The following is a 16,154-nucleotide window of genomic DNA, read 5'->3' as shown; positions in this document are numbered from 1 at the left end:
GCGGCGCGCAACGAGGCAGCGCGCAACGAGGCAGCGCGGAACGAGGCGGCGCGGAACGAGGGAGTAGCGGATGAACCTGGCCATCGTCGGCCTGGTGGTGGGCATGGCCCTCGGCTTCGCCGGGTACTTCGGGGGGTTCGCGGCGTTCCTGCTGGTGGCCGCGCTCGGACTGGTCGGCTTCGTGGTCGGGCGTCTGCTGGAAGGCGACATCGAGCTGAGCGAGCTCGGGGACCTGCTCCGCGGCCGCGACCGGCGCCGCTGATGGCGGCCCCCGTTCCCGCGACCGTCCCTGCCCCGGGGCGCCGGGGGCGGCTGCGGGTCGCCGACCGCGTCTACGCCGGGATCGCCGCCCGGGCCGTCCGGGAGGTGCTGGCCGAGGCCTGGCCCGCCGGGCGGGCGAAGGGGGCGCCGCCGCACGTCACGGTGGCCGTGCCGGGCAGCACGGTGACGGTGCGGGTGGCGCTGGAGCTGCCGTTCCCGTCCGATGTCGCGGGGCTGGCCGGGGAGGTGCGGGCGCGGATCGCGGCGCGGGTGGTGGGGCTGACCGGGACGAGGGTGTCGGACGTGGTGATCGTGGTCGAGAAGCTGGTGACGGGGGGAGCGTCGTGAGCACGGAGGTCTCCGAGGTCTCGGACGCCGCCGAGAAGGCGGAGCGGGCCGGGAGGTTGCGGGCGCCGCGGACGGCGGCCGCAGCGCTGGTGGCGACGGGGGTGCTGGTGGTCGCGGGGGCGCTGCTGTACGACGTGGTCGCGGTCCGGGCCGGGCAGCCGGCCCGCAGGTGGCGGGCGCAGATCGCGGACGAGCTGGCGACGCGGCACCTCGACGACCTGTGGGTGCTGGTGGGGGCCGGGGTGGTGACGCTGCTCGGTGGGTGGCTGCTGTGGCTGGCGATCGCGCCGGGGCTGCGGCGGTGGCTGGTGCTGCGGCCGTACGGCGGGACCACCGCGGCCATCGAGCGGGCCGGGATCGGGCACCTGCTGGTGGACCGGGCGGCGGGGCTGGACGGGATCGAACATCTGCGGATCCGGGTCGGGCGGCGGCGGGTCCGGGTGTCGCTGGTCGGGCCGGCGGATCCGGCGCCGGTGGAGCGGCAGCTGCGGGACGAGCTGGAGAGGGTGGGGCTGGCGCGGCCGCTGCGGCTGGATGTGCGGACGGCCGGTGGCCGGGCCGCCGTCGGTGCGCAGGAGAGCACGGAGGTGGCGGAGTGAGGCGGGCAGTCGTCAACCGGGTGCTGCTGGGGGTGGTGGGGGCGGTGCTGCTGGGAGTCGGGGCGCTGGTCCTGCTGGGCGGGCTGGACCTTTACCGGCGGGTGGGCCTGCACCCGCCCGCGCGGTGGCCGCTGTCCTCGCCGGAACAGCCGGTGGTGAGTGCGCGGTCGCGGGGGCGGTGGGTGTCCTCCGGGTGGTGGTGGCCGACGGTGATCGGCGGGCTGGCCGTCCTGGTGGCCGGCATGGCCTGGTGGCTGGTGGCGCAGCTGCGGCGGACCGGGCTGTCGAGCGTCGCGGTGCCGACGCCGGGGGTGAGCGGGTTGCGACTGCGGGTCGGTGCGCGGGCGTTGGAGGAGGCGCTGGAGACCGGGACGGCGGTGCTGCCGGAGGTGGAGCGGGCGGGAGTGCGGCTGGTGCGGGCACCGGGGCACCCCCGCCTTCGCGGTGCGGTGCGGTTGACGCCGGGCGGGGATCCGGCGGCGCTGGTGGAGCACTTCGAGGACGGGCCCCGGGCCGATGCGCTCGGCAGTCTGCGGCTCCCGGAGCTGCCCGCCGACCTGCGGATCCGGGTGTTGCAGGCGGCCCCCGCCGAGCCGCGGCACCGGTGGCCGCGGCGGCGGAGGCCGTCGAGGGTGATGTGACCCGGCGGTCAGAGGGTGCGGAGCGCGCCGCCGTCGACGGGGATCATGACGCCGGTCAGGTAGGAGGCGGCGGGGGAGAGCAGGAAGGCCGCGACCTTGCCGAACTCCTCGGGGGTGCCGTAGCGGCCGAGCGGGATGCCGGCGCTGGCCTGGGCGCGGGCGGCCGCCGGGTCGGCGGCGAGCGAGTCGAGTTCGCGGACCCGGTCGGTGTCGATCCGGGCCGGGAGCAGGCCGACCACCCGGATGCCGCGGGGGCCGAGCTCGTCGGCGAGCGCCTTGGCGGCCATCGCCAGGCCGGGCCGCAGACCGTTGGAGATGCCCAGGCCGGGGATCGGCTGGCGGACCGAGCTGGAGAGCACGAAGCCGATCACCCCGCCGTCGGAGAGCGCGGCGGCGGTGGTGCGGGCGAGACGGAGGGCGCCGAGGAAGACGGACTCGAAGGCGTCGCGCCAGGCCTCCTCGGGGGTGGTTTCGACCGGGCCGGCCTGCGGGCCGCCGACGCTGATCAGGATGCCGTCGAGACGGCCGAACCGGCTCCGGGCCTCGGCGACGAGGCGCTCGGGGGTGGCGGGGTCGGCGTTGTCGGCGACCAGGCCCCGGGCGGTGCCGAGGGTGTCGAGTCCTGCGACGGCGGCGTCCACGGCGGCCTGGGTGCGGCCGCTGACGAGGACGCGGGCGCCGTCGGCGGCGAGCTCGCGGGCGGCGGCGAGGCCGAGGCCGCGGGTGGCGCCGGTGACGATGTAGGCCTTGTCTTTCAGTCCGAGATCCATGGGGGACATCTTGCCGGGTGGGGCGGCGGCGCCGACCGGGGGTGGGTGCCGGACAGGCCCTGGTTGGGGCTGGCGTTGACGTCGGGGGGAAGGTTTACCGTCGACAGCGGCTGTACGGGAGGAGTGGTCCGGCATGCGGATCGGGGAGTTGGCGGAGCGGGCGGGGACGACCACGCGGGCGTTGCGGTACTACGAGCAGCTGGGGCTGCTGCCGGCCCGGCGGGCGGGCAACGGGTACCGGGCGTACGACGAGGCGGACCTGCGGTTGCTGCGGGAGATCCGGATGCTCCAGGACGTCGGGTTCGAGCTGGAGGAGACCCGGCCGTTCGTGGAGTGCCTGCGGGCCGGGCACCCCGAGGGGGACTCGTGCCAGGCCTCGCTGGAGGTGTACGAGCGCAAGCTCGCGGAGCTGGACGACTGCATCGCGCGGCTCCGGGACGCCCGGGCGCGGGTGGCCGGGCAGTACGAGCGGGCGGTGCGGGCACGGGACGAACTCGCGGCCTCCGAGCAGCCGCCACGGTGTGAACTGACGAGGGAGTAGGCGATGGTGGAGATCGCGGGTGTGCCGGCGGTGACGGACGAGACGTTCGCCGCGGAGGTGCTGGCGGCGGACGGGCCGGTGCTGGTGGACTTCACGGCGGACTGGTGCCCGCCGTGCCGGATGATGGCGCCGGTGCTGGCGGACATCGCGCGGGAGGAGGCGCACCGGCTGCGGGTGGTGAGCCTGGACGTGGACCGCAACCCGCGGACGCAGGCGGCGTACGGGGTGCTGTCGATGCCGACGCTGGTGGTGTTCCGGGACGGCGAGCCGGTGCGGTCCGTGGTGGGGGCGCGGGCGAAGGCGCGGCTGCTGCGGGAGCTGGACGACGTGCTCTAGGACCTGTTCCGGACGGGACGTCAGGCCGGCACGGGTTCGGTGACCGTCTCGGGTTCGCCGGCCTGCCGGGCGCGGTCCTTGGCCTCGCGGCGGGCGAGGATCCAGACGCCGACCGGGATCATCGCGGTGAACAGCCACCACTGGATGGCGTAGGCCATGTGCGGGCCGATGTCGGAGTGGTTGGGCTCGGGAATCAGCTGGGGCTGGTCGGCCGGGGCCGGGGTGGTGGCGGCCAGTTCGAGGTAGCCGCCGAGGAGGGTGGCGCCGGTCTCCTTGGCCTGCTGGTCGGTGTTGATCAGGTTGAACTGGCGGTCCGGCAGGCCGGCGCGGTCCTTGATGCCGCTGGCGCCGTACGTCTCCTCGGCGCGCAGGCGGCCGGTGAGGGTGACCTCGCCGGCGGGGGCGGCCGGGACGGGCGGGTACTCGGTGGCGGTGGCGCCGGAGGCGACCCAACCGCGGTTGACCAGGACGGTGCCCTTGCCGTCGGAGAGCTTCAGCGGGGTCACGACGAAGTAGCCGATCGTGTCCCCGCTGGAGTCGGTCCGCTTGCGGACCACGAACTCGTGTGCCGGGTCGTACTGCCCGGTGGCCGTCACCGCGCGCCAGGTGAGGTCCTTGGGGACCGCGAAGCCCGGGGCCGGCGACAGGCTGTCGTACGGGACGGGCGGGTCGGTGAGGGCCTTGCCGATCAGCTCGTTCCGGGCCACCCGCGCCTCGTGGCGGTGCAGCTGCCAGAAGCCCAGCCTGATCGTCGCGGGGATCAGCAGCAGCGCGATCAGCATGGTGATCAGCCACTGGCGGGTCAGCAGAAATCGGTACACATGGGAACCGTACGCCGACCTCACAACCGGCTCACGCACCGGGGTGCGGGGCGACCTCGCGCAGCAGCTGGAGGAACGCGTCCTCGGTGACCACGGGGGTCCCGACCTCGCGGGCCTTGCGGGCCTTGCCGCTCCAGCTGTCCGGTTCGTTGGTGACCAGCAGGCTGGTGAGGCGGCTCACCGAGGTGGCGATGTGCAGGCCGGCCTCGGCGGCACGGTCCTCCAGGAGCTCGCGGTCGGTGGAGGTGTCGCCGGTGAAGGCCACCCGCATGCCCTGGACGAGCGGCTTGCCGTCCTCCCAGCGCCCCGGGTTGGGGTACGGGCAGGGCGGGCGCTTCTTGGCCTGGCGGTAGGCGGCGCCGGTCCAGGAGGCGCGGTTCGGGGCGGCGGGCTCGTCCTCGCCGAGGTCGGTGACGGCGACGCAGTTCTGCAGCGGCAGGGCGACCCCGCCGGAGCGGGCGAGGTGCAGGCTGGGGCGGAAGGCCTCGGCGAGCACCCGGGCGTCGTCCAGGGCGTTGTGGGCGTGGCGCTGCTGGACGCCGAAGTGCGCGGCGAGCGAGGACAGCTTGCCGTTGGGCAGCGGCAGGCGCAGGTCGCGGGAGAGGACCATGGTGCACAGCCGCTGCTCGACCGGGGCGTGCAGGCCGGCCCGGGAGAACTCGCGGGAGATCATGTTCCAGTCGAAGAGCGCGTTGTGCGCGACCAGGACCCGGCCGCGCAGCCGGTCGGCGAAGGCGTCGGCGATCTGCGGGAAGGTCGGGGCGGTGGCGAGCAGTTCGGCGGTGAGGCCGTGGATCCAGACCGGGCCCGGGTCCCGCTGGGGGTTGACCAGGGTGTACCAGTGGTCGGTGACCTCGCCGTCCGGGTCCAGCTGGTAGACGCCCGCCGAGATGACGCGGTCCGAGCGGCCGAGACCGGTGGTCTCGACGTCGACCACCGCGAAGCCCTCGGTGGGGGCGGCGGAGCGCTGGGCGGGGACCGGGGCGGTCCGCTGCGCGCCGTACGTCTCGGGCTGGATCGGTTGCATGGTCCAACAGGATAAGGGGCGGGCGGGAGGGGCTCGGCCGGAATGTTCCGACCGGGCGCCCGGAATAGAGTGGTCGGAGGGGGTGTCGTACACCTGGTCGAGTTCGTTTTCAGCGAAGGAACAGCGCATGCGTGCCACCGTGATCCACGGCCCCAACGACATCCGGATCGAAGAGGTACCGGACCCGGTGATCCAGCAACCGACGGACGTGGTGCTCCGGGTGGTGAACGCCTGCATCTGCGGCAGCGACCTGTGGGCCTACCGCGGAGTGGCGCAGCGGGTGGCGGGGCAGCGGATCGGGCACGAGTTCCTGGGCGTGGTCGAGGAGGTCGGCGCCGAGGTGCGCGGCTTCGCCAAGGGCGACCTGGTGGTGGCGCCGTTCGTCTGGTCGGACGGGACGTGTGATTTCTGTCGCGAAGGCCTGCAGACCTCCTGCCCGCACGGCGGCTTCTGGGGGCAGGTCGGCTCGGACGGCGGCCAGGGCGAGGCGGTGCGGGTGCCGTTCGCGGACGGGACGCTGGTGAAGCTGCCCAAGGAGGCGGCGGGCGACGAGAAGCTGCTGCCCGGGCTGCTGGCGCTGTCCGACGTGATGTCGACCGGGCACCACGCGGCGGTCTCGGCGGGGGTGCGGCCCGGTGCGACGGTGGCGGTGGTCGGCGACGGTGCGGTGGGCCTGTGCGGCGTGCTGGCGGCGCACCGGCTGGGCGCGGGCCGGATCATCGCGATGGGGCGGCACACCGCCCGTACCGAGCTGGCCCGGCGCTTCGGCGCGACGGACGTGGTGGCCGAGCGCGGGGAGGCCGCGATCGAGGCGGTCAAGGAGCTGACCGGCGGCCAGGGCGCGCACGCGGTGCTGGAGGCGGTGGGCACCGAGGAGTCGATGCGGACGGCCGTCTCGATCACCCGGGACGGCGGCGCGGTCGGGTACGTCGGGGTGCCGCACGGCGGCAGCGCGGGCGTGGACATCGGCCAGATGTTCGGCCGAAACGTTTCACTGAACGGTGGCGTGGCACCGGCCCGCGCGTACATCCCCGAGCTGCTGCCGGACGTGCTCTCGGGGGCCATCGAGCCGGGCCTGGTCTTCGACCGCACGGTCGACCTGGACGGCGTGCCGGACGGCTACCGGGCGATGCACGACCGCTCGGCCCTGAAGGTCCGGATCGCGTTCTGACGCTTCGTCAAGAGGGGCGGCACCGTTGCTCGGTGCCGCCCCTCCTGCATGGGGCGGGGGACTTCCGACGCGTCCGGAGTGATGGTTTTCGGCCAATCGGGTGGTACGAGGGGGTGAACGTCCGGCTGATCGCCGTCAACCCCTTCCGGGGCGGGCGTGACGCTCCTAGCATTGCGCGGCGCACAGGAGGAATGTGACGCCCCTCACGTCCGCTCGTTCCCCTCGTGTGACCTACGCCGAATGAGTGAGGAGACAGAGTGGATTCGCCGCCGATCACCACTGCCCCTACGGAAGTCCAACTCATCGATGACAGTGAGGAGTTCCGGACCCTTCGGCGCTCGTTCCGGAGCTTCGCGTTCCCGGTCACCATCGGCTTCGTGCTCTGGTACCTGCTCTACGTCCTGCTCTCGTGCTACGCCCCCGGCCTGATGCGCACCAAGGTCGTCGGGCACGTCAACCTGGCGCTGGTGCTCGGACTGCTGCAGTTCGCCACCACCTTCGCCATCGCCGCCTGGTACGCCCGCTACGCGGACCGGCGGATCGACCCGGCCGCCACCGCGATCCGCGAGGCGCACGGCGCCGTCGTCCACGCCCCCCGGGAGTCTGCCGAATGACATTGATCGCCAGCTCCGCCACCGAGCACCGCGCCCTGACGATGACCCTGTTCGGCGTCTTCGTGGTGGCCACCCTGGTCATCACCGTCTGGGCCGGGCGGCAGAACCGCAGCGCCGCCGACTTCTACGCCGGGGGCCGCGGCTTCACCGGCTTCCAGAACGGCCTGGCCATCTCCGGCGACTACATGTCCGCCGCCTCCTTCCTCGGTATCGCCGGGCTGATCGCGCTCAACGGCTACGACGGCTTCCTGTACTCGATCGGCTTCCTGGTCGCCTGGCTGGTCGCGCTGCTGCTGATCGCCGAGCCGCTGCGCAACTCCGGCCGGTTCACCATGGCGGACGTCCTCGCGTTCCGGATGCGCCAGCGCCCCGTGCGCACCGCGGCGGGCATCTCCACCATCGTGGTGTCGATCTTCTACCTGCTCGCCCAGATGGTCGGCGCCGGGGCGCTGGTGGCCCTGTTGCTGGGCGTCACCGGGGACGCCGCCAAGCGCTGGACGATCCTCGCGGTGGGCGCGCTGATGATCATCTACGTGGTGATAGGGGGCATGAAGGGCACCACCTGGGTGCAGATCGTCAAGGCGGTGCTGCTGATCGCCGGCGCCGCGCTGATGACCGTCCTGGTGCTCGCCAAGTACCACTTCAACCCCTCGGAACTGCTCGGCGCGGCCGCCTCCGCGAGCGGCAAGGGCTCGGCCTTCCTCGAACCAGGGCTGAAGTACGGGGCCACCGGCACCTCCAAGCTCGACTTCATCAGCCTCGGGATCGCCCTGGTGCTCGGCACCGCCGGCCTGCCGCACATCCTGGTCCGCTTCTACACCGTCCCCACCGCCAAGACGGCCCGGAAGTCCGTGCTCTGGGCGATCGGCATCATCGGCGTCTTCTACCTGATGACCCTGGCGCTCGGCTTCGGCGCGGCGGCGCTGGTCGGCCGCAGCGGCATGGTCGCCGTCGAGGGCAAGACGCCGTCCGGGAACACCGCGGCGCCGCTCCTCGCGGAGCAACTCGGCGGCGGGGCCGGCAGCACCGGCGGGGCGATCATGCTCGCGGTGATCTCGGCGGTCGCCTTCGCCACCATCCTCGCCGTGGTGGCCGGGCTCACCCTCGCCTCCTCGGCCTCCTTCGCCCATGACCTGTACGCCAACGTGATCCGGCGCGGGAAGGCGAGCGAGAAGGAAGAGGTGCGCTCGGCGAAGTGGGCCGCGGTGGCGATCGGCGCGGTCGCCATCGTGCTCAGCCTCTACGCGGGCAAGCTCAGCACCGCGGCCCTGGTGGCGCTGGCCTTCGCGGTGGCCGCCTCGGCGAACCTGCCCACCCTGCTCTACTCGCTGTTCTGGAAGCGCTTCACCACCGTCGGCGCGGTCAGCTCCGTCTACGCCGGGCTGATCTCCTCGGTGGTGCTGGTGGTGTTCTCCCCGGTGCTGTCCGGGGCCAAGAACTCCTTCTTCCAGGGCGTCGACTTCCACTGGTTCCCGCTGGAGAACCCCGGCCTGGTCTCCATCCCGATCGGGTTCCTGGCCGGCTGGCTCGGCACCCTGCTGTCCGCCGAACGCCCCGACCCGGAGAAGTACGCTGAACTGGAGGTCCGCTCGCTGACCGGACTGGGTGCTCATTGATCGTCCCGCGATGACTATGCTGGCCCGGCCCGCCGTGACGGTGGCCGGGCCGGCCGCATCTCGGGAAGGACGCACGTGCTGCTCGACACCTTCGGACGCCAGGCCGTCGACCTGCGGGTCTCCCTCACGGACCGGTGCAACCTGCGCTGCACCTACTGCATGCCGGAGGAGGGCCTGCAGTGGCTGGCCAAGCCCGACCTGCTCACCGACGAGGAGATCGTCCGGCTGGTCACGGTCGCCGTGCGCGACCTGGGAGTCCGCGAGGTCCGCTTCACCGGCGGCGAACCGCTGCTGCGCCCCGGGCTGGTCGCCGTGGTGGCCGCCTGCTCGGAGCTGGAGCCGCGCCCCGAACTCTCGCTGACCACCAACGGCATCGGACTGGCCCGCACCGCCACGGCGCTGCGCGAGGCCGGGCTCGACCGGGTCAACGTCTCGCTGGACACCCTCGACCCCGAGGTGTTCCACACCCTCACCCGCCGCCACCGGCACCAGGACGTGCTGGACGGGCTGGCCGCAGCCGAGGCCGCCGGGCTGGCACCGGTGAAGCTGAACGCGGTGCTGATGCGCGGGGTCAACGACCACGAGGCGGCCGACCTGCTGGCCTGGTGCCTGGAGCGGGGCTACGAGCTGCGCTTCATCGAGCAGATGCCGCTGGACGCCCAGCACGGCTGGGACCGCTCCTCGATGGTCACCGCGACGGAGATCCTCGACCTGCTCCGCGCCCGCTTCACGCTCACCCCGGAGCCGGCCGCCCGGGGCGCGGCGCCCGCCGAGCGCTGGCTGGTGGACGGCGGACCGGGCCGGGTGGGCGTGATCGCCTCCGTCACCCGGCCGTTCTGCCGGGCCTGCGACCGAACCCGGCTGACCGCCGACGGGCAGGTGCGCAACTGCCTGTTCGCCACCGGGGAGACCGACCTGCGCAGCGCGCTGCGCTCGGGCGCGGACGACGCCGAGCTGGCCGCGCTGTGGCGGGCGGCGATGTGGGGCAAGAAGGCCGGGGCCGGGATCGACGACCCGGAGTTCCTGCAGCCCGAGCGGCCGATGTCGGCGATCGGCGGCTAGGACGGCCTTCGGCGGCGGGGCGGCCCTTCGGCGGCTGGGACGGGCCCGACTGGGACGGGCCTTCGGGGGCTAGGCCGACGCCCCGGGGGCTTCCGGGGTCCAGTCGGCGAAGGCGACGACCTCCTTGAGGAAGCCGCGCACGCCGAGGAACTGGGACAGGTGCTCGCGGTGCTCGTCGCAGGCGAGCCAGGTCTTGCGGCGGTCCGGGGTGTGCAACTTGGGGTTGTTCCACACCAGTACCCAGCCGGCGTCCGCCCGGCAGCCCTTGGCGGAGCAGATCGGCGGCTGCGGGGTGTCCATCGGGCGTCCTCAACGGTAGGCGGGAAGGTCGGCACCGCCAGTCTGTCACGCGCGTTCGAAGGGCCCGCTCGAAGCCTGCGCCGGAGGCGTCCGGCCGAGGCCTCCGGGTCCGGGCATGGCGACGCCGGGCAGCCACGGGGGGAGCCGCCCGGCGTCGGTCCGTCGCTCCGACGGGGGATGCGGAGCGCGTACGCAGTATGTCACGCCAGGACCCTCGGTTGGGGAGGTCTTGCATGATTAATCTGAGCTTCTTTTGAGCTTTCCCGGAGCCGTACGGGGGTGAAGCGGGGTGAAAAGGACGGTCAGTTCACGTCCTGTGAAGGATCGGTGGCAGCGGCCTTTGCCTCTCCTGTACCGCCTGCCGCACCAGCCCCACCCTTACCGCCGGGGCCCAGCATCAGCGGGGTGTCCAGCGGGATGTCGAAGGTGCTCGGCAGGCCCGGTGCCCGCTCCCGGCCCGCGTTGGCGATCAGCACCGCGAAGTACGGCAGCAGCACGGCGCCCGCCAGCGCCCCGAACGCCAGCCACCGCTGGACGTCCCACAGCACCACCGCGAGCAGCACGCAGACCGTACGGAGCAGCATCGAGATGACGTAGCGGCGCTGGCGCCCCCGGACGTCCTCGCTGAGGCTGCTGCGCGCTCCCGTGATCCGGAAGACCTGGCCGTCGCCGGCGCTCTTGCCCATGTGTCCTACCGCCCTCGTCACACCCCCGCGCGCCGTGCCGCGCGGCCTCCTCACGGTACGCCGGGGTGGTCGCGGCGACGAGACCGGGTGGGGCGGACGCACCCGGTCGGGTGCGCGAAGGGCCTGTCCGGCGGAGCGGACAGGCCCTTCGGGGAGATCGGCGTCAGGAGCGCCGGGAGAGGTACTGCGGGGGCACGGCGTCGGTGAGCCAGACGCCGTTCTCGCTGAGCCGGAACTCGTGGCCGGCCGCCGTCATCGCGGCCGCGTTGACGGTCAGCACCACCGGGCGGCCGTGCCGGGCGCCGACCCTGGTGGCCGTCTCGGTGTCCGCCGAGAGGTGGACGTCCTGGCGGGCCATCGGGCGCAGGCCCTCGCGGAAGATCGCCGCCAGGTGCCGGTCGGCGGTGCCGTGGTAGAGCACGTGGGGCGGTACGGCGGCGGCCAGACCGAGGTCGACCGCCACCGTGTGGCCCTGGTTCGCACGGATCGAGAGACCGTCCGGCGAGTAGCCGAAGCGGCGCTTGTTGTTGGTGGCCACGACGTGGTCCAGCTCGGCCTTGGTCAGCCGGTTGCCCTTCGCCGCGAGCGCGGTGAGCAGCGCGTCGATCCGGACCCAGCCGGCCTCGTCCAGCGTGACGCCCACCCGGTCCGGGTCGTGCCGCAGGATGCGCGAGAGCATCTTGCTCGTCTTGACCAGCCGTTTCTCGTCCATCATGTCTCTCGTATCCCCCCGTGGGTCAGCGGCTAAGAGGCCTGGCTGACCGAACTCATGTTGAAGTCCGCGACACGCACGGGTGGCATCGCGGTGCGGGTGAAGTAGTCGTTCCACTCGCGGGGCAGGCAGCGTTCGGTGCGGCCCACCTCGGTGATCCGGCCGAGCAGGTCGACCGGGGACTCGTTGAACCGGAAGTTGTTGACCGCGCCGACGACCTCGCCGTTCTCCACCAGGTAGACGCCGTCCCGGGTGAGGCCGGTGAGCAGCAGCGTCGCCGGGTCCACCTCGCGGATGTACCAGAGGCAGGTGAGCAGCAGGCCGCGTTCGGTGCGGGCGATCATCTCGTCCAGCGTCGGCGCCGACTCCTGCTCGGCCGTCTCCAGCACCAGGTTGTCGATGGCCGGGCGCACCGGGAGGCCGGTGAGGCCGGCCGCGTGGCGGCTGGTGATCAGCTCGTGCAGCACGCCCTCGCGGATCCACTCGGTGGCGGCGACCGGCTGGCCGTTGTCGAAGACCGAGACGTCCCCGCCGCTGGAGTGCGCCAGGACGAACGGCGCGGCCTGCAGGTCGGGCTCGTACGGGTCGGAGCGCAGCGTCAGCGGCAGGCCGCTGAGCTTGTCGCCGACCCGGGTGCCGCCGCCGGGCTTGGAGAAGACCGTCCGGCCCTCGTGGGCGTCCCGGCCGCCGGAGGCCCAGTTGAGGCAGATCAGCAGGTCGGCGACGGCCGAGGGCGGCAGCAGCGTCTCGTAGCGGCCGGCCGGCAGGTCCACCTTGCGGGCGCCCCAGCCGAGGCGCTTGGTCAGCTCGGTGTGCAGGGCCGGGAGGTCGATGTCGGTGAAGTCCCGGGTGGCGGCGCCGACCCAGGCAGAACCGGACAGGTCGGCGGTCTTGGCGTTGATCTCGACCATGCCGGTCGGCTGGTCGTGGCGCAGCCGCAGGCCGGTGGAGCTGCCCAGGTAGCTGGTGACGAGCTCGTGCCGGGCGAAGCCGTACAGCAGCTCGCCCTGCGCGGCGGCGCGGGCGAAGGCCTCGCCGAGGGCCGGACCGAAGGCCTCGAACACCTCGATCGAGGTCTGCGCGGGCGGCCGGGTGAAGTCCGGGGACGGCGGCCGGTCGGCGACCAGGGGCTGGGCGTCCTCGGCCGGGCCGGCCGCGCGGGCGGCCTCCTCGGCGGCGCGCACCAGGGACTCCACCTCCTCCGGCGTGACGGCCTCGCGGGAGACCACGCCGGAGGCGGTGCCATCGGCGCCGGCCACGGTGGCGATCACGGTCAGCCGGCGGCCGCGGGTGACGCCGTTGGTGGTCAGGGCGTTGGCCGCCCAGCGCAGGTTGGCGGTGGACTCCTCGTCGGCGATCACCACGCAGCCGTCGGCGCGGGAGAGGCCGAGCGCCAGCTCGACGAGTTCGTGGGGCTGCATCGCGGCCATCAGTGACCCGCCTCCTGCTGGGTGTTGAGCACGTTGACGTTGCGGAACAGCGCCGACGGACAGCCGTGGCTGACCGCCGCGATCTGGCCGGGCTGCGCCTTGCCGCAGTTGAAGGCGCCGCCGAGCACGTACGTCTGCGGGCCGCCGACCGCGGCCATCGAGCCCCAGAAGTCGGTGGTGGTGGCCTGGTAGGCGAAGTCCTTGACCTGGCCCGCGAGTTCGCCGTTCTTGATGGCGTAGGCCCGCTGGCCGGTGAACTGGAAGTTGTAGCGCTGCATGTCGATCGACCAGGAGCGGTCGCCGACGATGTACAGGCCGTTCTCCACTCCGGCGAACAGGCCCTGGGTGTCCGGGCCGTCGGCGGCGGGCTGCAGCGAGACGTTGGCCATCCGCTGCACCGGGACGTGCGCGGGGGAGTCCGCGAAGGCGCAGCCGTTGGAGCGCTCGAAGCCCTTCAACTTGGCCATGCCGCGGTCGAGTTGGTAGCCGACCAGGACGCCGTCGCGGATCAGGTCCCAGGACTGGGTGGCGACGCCCTCGTCGTCGTATCCGATGGTGGACAGGCCGTGCTCGGCGGTGCGGTCGCCGGTGACGTGCATCAGCTCCGAGCCGTACCTGAGGGAGCCGAGCCGGTCGAAGGTGGCGAAGGAGGTGCCGGCGTAGGCGGCCTCGTAGCCGAGCGCGCGGTCCAGCTCGGTGGCGTGGCCGATCGACTCGTGGATGGTCAGCCAGAGGTTGGACGGGTCGATCACCAGGTCGTAGCGGCCGGCCCGGACGCTCGGCGCCTTCATCTTCTCGGCCAGCAGGGCGGGCAGTTCGGCGAGCTCCGCGTCCCAGTCCCACTCGGTACCGGTCAGGTACTCGTAGCCACGGCCGACCGGCGGGGCCAGGGTGCGCATCGAGTCGAAGGCACCGGTGCGCTCGTCGACCGAGGTGGCCTCCAGCTTGGACTCCAGCCGGATCCGCTGCTGGGTCGTCACCGTGCCTGCGGTGTCCGCGTAGAACTTGTTCTCCTGGACCGTCTGCAGCGCCGCCTGGACGTGCGAGACGCCCTCGGCGGCCAGCAGTCGGGCGCTGCGCTCGGCGAGCAGCGCCGTCTTCTCGGCGTCCGGCACCTCGAACGGGTTGACCTCGTACGAGGAGACCCAGGTGACGTCCCGGTGGACCGGCTCCTCGGCCAGCTCGACCCGCTCGGCGGAGCCGGCCGCCCGGCTGATCCCGCCGGAGAGCCGGGCCACCGCGACGGCCTGCTCGGCGACCCGGGCCGCCGTGCCGGGGTCGAGGTCGACACCGGCGGCGAAGCCCCAGGCGCCGTCCAGCAGCACCCGCACGGCGAAGCCGAGTTGCACGCTGTCGGAGGTGCCGGCCGGGCGGGCGTCGCGCAGCCGCCAGGAGGCGCTGCGGATCCGCTCCAGGCGGAAGTCGGCGTGGCTCGCGCCGAGTTCGCGGGCCCGGGCGAGGGCGGCGTCGGCGAGGGTGTGCAGCGGCAGGGCGAGGAACAGCGGGTCGACGGCGCGCCCGGGCGCGGCGCCGGCGCGGTCGGCCGGAAGGATCGGAGGCAATCGGGCTCCCAGGTCGCGGAGGGTGACGGTGTGGTGCCACAGGGGCAGCCACACCGCATCATTTCCCGTCCACCGGCTTTCCGGCCAGCGCATTTCGACCGGTGCGCTGCGGTTTCGGCCAGGCCCGGCGCCAGGTCGGCGCGGGCGCGCCGGGGCACTGGCTCACGGCCGGGCGGCGCGCCGGCCGGCCTTCGGGAGGGGGCGTCAGCCGACGGACTCCCACCAGCTGTCGAGCTCCGGCGGGTTGTCGACGTCCACCCGCTCGCCGGGGCGCGGCACGGCCAGCGGGACGGCGTGCTCCTTCGCCTCCGTCACCAGCCGCTCGATCGGCTCGGCCCAGCGGTGCAGGCCGAGGTTGAAGGTGCACCAGTGGACGGGCACCAGCAGGCCGGCGGTGAGGTCCCGGTGCGCGAGGACGGCGTCCTCCGGGGTCATGTGGATGTCCGCCCAGGCCTCGTCGTAGGCGCCGATCTGGACCAGCGCGGCGTCGAACGGGCCGTGCTGCTCGCCGATCCGGGCGTAGCCCTCGAAGTAGCCGGAGTCGCCGGTGTAGAAGACCCTGCGGTTCGGGCCGGCGATCACCCAGGAGCCCCACAGGGTGGTGTTGCGGGTCAGGCCGCGGCCGGAGAAGTGGTGCGCGGAGGTCAGGGTGAGCACCAGCTCGCCCAGGTTGCAGGTCTCGTCCCAGTCCAGCTCGATGATCCGGTGCTCCGGGACGCCCCAGCGGCGCAGGTGGGCGCCGATGCCGAGCGGCACCGCGAAGGGCGCGGACTGGCTGCGCACCAGGCGCTTGACCGTCGCCATGTCCAGGTGGTCGTAGTGGTCGTGCGAGATCAGTACGGCGTCGACCGGCGGCAGCTCCTCCAGCTCGACCGGCACCGGGTGCAGCCGCTTGGGGCCGATGTGCGCGGACGGGGAGCAGCGCTCGCTCCAGATCGGGTCGAGCAGCACCCGGAAGCCCTCGATCTCCACCAGCGCGGAGGCGTGGCCGTACCAGGTGATCTCCACGCCCTCGGCGGGCGGCCCCGGCGGGGTGGCCGGGCGGACGGTCGGCACCGGGTGGGCCGGGACGCGGCCCTCACGCTCGAAGAGCATCCGGCGCGCGGTGGCGCCGTCGAAGCCGGGCGCCCCGGCGCTGCGGGCGAGCGTGGAGGGCGCGTTGTGGAAGACGCCGTCGCGGTACTGCGGGGAGTTGCGCACCCGCTCCTCGCGCTCGCCGTCCGGCCGCCGCCCGAACGCCGCCGGCAGGTCGCGCAGTGCCCAGCCGGCCGTGCCCAGGCCGGCCGCCAGGGAGGCGAGGGCCAGCAGTCGTCCGCGTCGGGGGGTGCCCCCGGGCCGTGCCTTGGTCATCCGCTGCTCTGCCTTCGTCGTTCGCCGGGACGGGTCGGGTGAACGGTACGGCAGGTCCCGGGCCGGTCCCTACCCACGGGGGGCAACGGGCGCACCCGCCCGTGTTGTTCCCGTACAGTCGCCCCGATCGAGTCACTGCCCGGGCCTGCGGCGCTGTCCCGGGCCCCGGCGGGGCGGCGGGCGCGGATTGTCGGATTGCGACAGTTCCTTAGGTGCGGCGCTGTGGGAGACCGATGCGCCGCCACCGCCGACCGCCCGATAGCGTCACACTGCGTACGCATTCCGACGTACGCGCTCACACACGGAG

At 73.5% G+C, this 16,154-nt stretch carries 19 protein-coding genes; 10 read left to right on the top strand and 9 right to left on the bottom strand.

From position 1 onward, the window contains the following. Positions 1-70 precede the first annotated feature (70 nt). From CRP52_RS07910 to CRP52_RS07895, 4 genes are read left to right on the top strand one after another with little or no spacing between them, the layout of a single operon-like run. On the top strand, positions 71-262 hold the full coding sequence (locus CRP52_RS07910) for a hypothetical protein (protein ID WP_097235750.1): 192 nt from the start codon (positions 71-73) through the stop codon (positions 260-262). Then, positions 262-609, top strand: coding sequence for a hypothetical protein (locus CRP52_RS07905; protein ID WP_097235749.1), 348 nt, complete (start codon positions 262-264; stop codon positions 607-609). The genes CRP52_RS07910 and CRP52_RS07905 overlap by 1 nt, the downstream gene beginning before the upstream one ends. Next, the gene (locus tag CRP52_RS40395) at positions 606-1,208 is read left to right on the top strand and encodes a DUF6286 domain-containing protein (protein ID WP_097235748.1); all 603 of its coding nucleotides are present in this window, start codon (positions 606-608) and stop codon (positions 1,206-1,208) included. The genes CRP52_RS07905 and CRP52_RS40395 overlap by 4 nt, the downstream gene beginning before the upstream one ends. Further along, on the top strand, positions 1,205-1,849 hold the full coding sequence (locus tag CRP52_RS07895) for an alkaline shock response membrane anchor protein AmaP (protein ID WP_097235747.1): 645 nt from the start codon (positions 1,205-1,207) through the stop codon (positions 1,847-1,849). Before CRP52_RS40395 ends, CRP52_RS07895 begins: the two co-directional genes overlap by 4 nt. An 8-nt stretch (positions 1,850-1,857) precedes the next feature. Here CRP52_RS07895 and CRP52_RS07890 read toward each other — a convergent pair whose 3' ends face one another. Then, positions 1,858-2,619 (bottom strand): SDR family oxidoreductase, encoded by a 762-nt coding sequence (locus CRP52_RS07890; RefSeq protein ID WP_097235746.1) that lies wholly within the window; start codon positions 2,617-2,619, stop codon positions 1,858-1,860. A 133-nt stretch (positions 2,620-2,752) separates the two neighbouring features. Between CRP52_RS07890 and CRP52_RS07885 the strand changes: the two genes are divergently transcribed. Together CRP52_RS07885 and trxA are read left to right on the top strand one after the other, a co-directional pair. Next, positions 2,753-3,160: a MerR family transcriptional regulator gene (locus CRP52_RS07885; RefSeq protein ID WP_097235745.1), complete on the top strand. Its 408-nt coding sequence runs from the start codon at positions 2,753-2,755 to the stop codon at positions 3,158-3,160. A 3-nt stretch (positions 3,161-3,163) separates the two neighbouring features. Next, complete coding sequence (gene trxA, locus CRP52_RS07880) at positions 3,164-3,496, top strand: thioredoxin (protein WP_097235744.1); 333 nt, start codon at positions 3,164-3,166, stop codon at positions 3,494-3,496. 20 nt (positions 3,497-3,516) lie between these two features. Here the strand turns inward: trxA and CRP52_RS07875 are convergent, their stop codons facing one another. Beyond that, positions 3,517-4,317: an SURF1 family cytochrome oxidase biogenesis protein gene (locus tag CRP52_RS07875; protein WP_097235743.1), complete on the bottom strand. Its 801-nt coding sequence runs from the start codon at positions 4,315-4,317 to the stop codon at positions 3,517-3,519. A gap of 31 nt (positions 4,318-4,348) precedes the next feature. After that, positions 4,349-5,344, bottom strand: a complete 996-nt coding sequence (locus CRP52_RS07870; RefSeq protein WP_097235742.1) for a DEDDh family exonuclease — start codon at positions 5,342-5,344, stop codon at positions 4,349-4,351. Positions 5,345-5,471: 127 nt separating this feature from the next. Between CRP52_RS07870 and CRP52_RS07865 the strand changes: the two genes are divergently transcribed. The 4 genes from CRP52_RS07865 (at position 5,472) to moaA (ending at position 9,807) form a co-directional block, all read left to right on the top strand. Next, positions 5,472-6,515: a zinc-dependent alcohol dehydrogenase family protein gene (locus tag CRP52_RS07865; RefSeq protein WP_097235741.1), complete on the top strand. Its 1,044-nt coding sequence runs from the start codon at positions 5,472-5,474 to the stop codon at positions 6,513-6,515. A gap of 257 nt (positions 6,516-6,772) precedes the next feature. Further along, positions 6,773-7,129 (top strand): DUF485 domain-containing protein, encoded by a 357-nt coding sequence (locus CRP52_RS07860; RefSeq protein WP_097235740.1) that lies wholly within the window; start codon positions 6,773-6,775, stop codon positions 7,127-7,129. Then, the gene (locus CRP52_RS07855; RefSeq protein WP_097235739.1) at positions 7,126-8,745 is read left to right on the top strand and encodes a solute symporter family protein; all 1,620 of its coding nucleotides are present in this window, start codon (positions 7,126-7,128) and stop codon (positions 8,743-8,745) included. Before CRP52_RS07860 ends, CRP52_RS07855 begins: the two co-directional genes overlap by 4 nt. A 75-nt stretch (positions 8,746-8,820) precedes the next feature. Next, the gene (gene moaA / locus CRP52_RS07850; protein ID WP_097235738.1) at positions 8,821-9,807 is read left to right on the top strand and encodes a GTP 3',8-cyclase MoaA; all 987 of its coding nucleotides are present in this window, start codon (positions 8,821-8,823) and stop codon (positions 9,805-9,807) included. A 69-nt stretch (positions 9,808-9,876) separates the two neighbouring features. On the opposite strand, the gene CRP52_RS07845 is transcribed toward moaA, so the two are convergent. The 6 genes from CRP52_RS07845 to CRP52_RS07820 all read right to left on the bottom strand — a co-directional run bounded on the left by CRP52_RS07845 (position 9,877) and on the right by CRP52_RS07820 (position 15,847). Next, the gene (locus CRP52_RS07845; protein WP_097235737.1) at positions 9,877-10,107 is read right to left on the bottom strand and encodes a hypothetical protein; all 231 of its coding nucleotides are present in this window, start codon (positions 10,105-10,107) and stop codon (positions 9,877-9,879) included. 302 nt (positions 10,108-10,409) lie between these two features. Further along, the gene (locus CRP52_RS07840) at positions 10,410-10,793 is read right to left on the bottom strand and encodes a DUF3099 domain-containing protein (protein WP_097235736.1); all 384 of its coding nucleotides are present in this window, start codon (positions 10,791-10,793) and stop codon (positions 10,410-10,412) included. A gap of 163 nt (positions 10,794-10,956) precedes the next feature. Beyond that, entirely contained in the window at positions 10,957-11,505 is a 549-nt protein-coding gene (locus CRP52_RS07835) for an RNA 2'-phosphotransferase (protein WP_097239919.1), read from the bottom strand. A 32-nt stretch (positions 11,506-11,537) separates the two neighbouring features. Then, positions 11,538-12,935: a metallopeptidase TldD-related protein gene (locus tag CRP52_RS07830; RefSeq protein ID WP_097235735.1), complete on the bottom strand. Its 1,398-nt coding sequence runs from the start codon at positions 12,933-12,935 to the stop codon at positions 11,538-11,540. Next, positions 12,935-14,497: a TldD/PmbA family protein gene (locus tag CRP52_RS07825; protein ID WP_257032352.1), complete on the bottom strand. Its 1,563-nt coding sequence runs from the start codon at positions 14,495-14,497 to the stop codon at positions 12,935-12,937. Before CRP52_RS07825 ends, CRP52_RS07830 begins: the two co-directional genes overlap by 1 nt. 204 nt (positions 14,498-14,701) lie before the next feature. Continuing rightward, positions 14,702-15,847: an MBL fold metallo-hydrolase gene (locus CRP52_RS07820; protein WP_097235733.1), complete on the bottom strand. Its 1,146-nt coding sequence runs from the start codon at positions 15,845-15,847 to the stop codon at positions 14,702-14,704. Positions 15,848-16,154 lie beyond the last annotated feature (307 nt).

The sequence above is a fragment of the Streptomyces sp. 1331.2 genome (genome assembly GCF_900199205.1).
Taxonomy (GTDB): Bacteria; Actinomycetota; Actinomycetes; order Streptomycetales; family Streptomycetaceae; genus Kitasatospora.
This window is presented reverse-complemented; position numbering and strand designations above follow the sequence as displayed.

Coding starts and splice junctions, on each gene's coding strand:
- CRP52_RS07910 (WP_097235750.1), top strand. CDS start 71: ATGAACCTGGCCATCGTCGGCCTGGTGGTGGGCATGGCCCTCGGCTTC.
- CRP52_RS07905 (WP_097235749.1), top strand. CDS start 262: ATGGCGGCCCCCGTTCCCGCGACCGTCCCTGCCCCGGGGCGCCGGGGG.
- CRP52_RS07890 (WP_097235746.1), bottom strand. CDS start 2,619: ATGGATCTCGGACTGAAAGACAAGGCCTACATCGTCACCGGCGCCACC.
- CRP52_RS07885 (WP_097235745.1), top strand. CDS start 2,753: ATGCGGATCGGGGAGTTGGCGGAGCGGGCGGGGACGACCACGCGGGCG.
- trxA (WP_097235744.1), top strand. CDS start 3,164: ATGGTGGAGATCGCGGGTGTGCCGGCGGTGACGGACGAGACGTTCGCC.
- CRP52_RS07870 (WP_097235742.1), bottom strand. CDS start 5,344: ATGCAACCGATCCAGCCCGAGACGTACGGCGCGCAGCGGACCGCCCCG.
- CRP52_RS07865 (WP_097235741.1), top strand. CDS start 5,472: ATGCGTGCCACCGTGATCCACGGCCCCAACGACATCCGGATCGAAGAG.
- CRP52_RS07855 (WP_097235739.1), top strand. CDS start 7,126: ATGACATTGATCGCCAGCTCCGCCACCGAGCACCGCGCCCTGACGATG.
- CRP52_RS07845 (WP_097235737.1), bottom strand. CDS start 10,107: ATGGACACCCCGCAGCCGCCGATCTGCTCCGCCAAGGGCTGCCGGGCG.
- CRP52_RS07840 (WP_097235736.1), bottom strand. CDS start 10,793: ATGGGCAAGAGCGCCGGCGACGGCCAGGTCTTCCGGATCACGGGAGCG.
- CRP52_RS07835 (WP_097239919.1), bottom strand. CDS start 11,505: ATGGACGAGAAACGGCTGGTCAAGACGAGCAAGATGCTCTCGCGCATC.
- CRP52_RS07830 (WP_097235735.1), bottom strand. CDS start 12,935: ATGGCCGCGATGCAGCCCCACGAACTCGTCGAGCTGGCGCTCGGCCTC.
- CRP52_RS07820 (WP_097235733.1), bottom strand. CDS start 15,847: ATGACCAAGGCACGGCCCGGGGGCACCCCCCGACGCGGACGACTGCTG.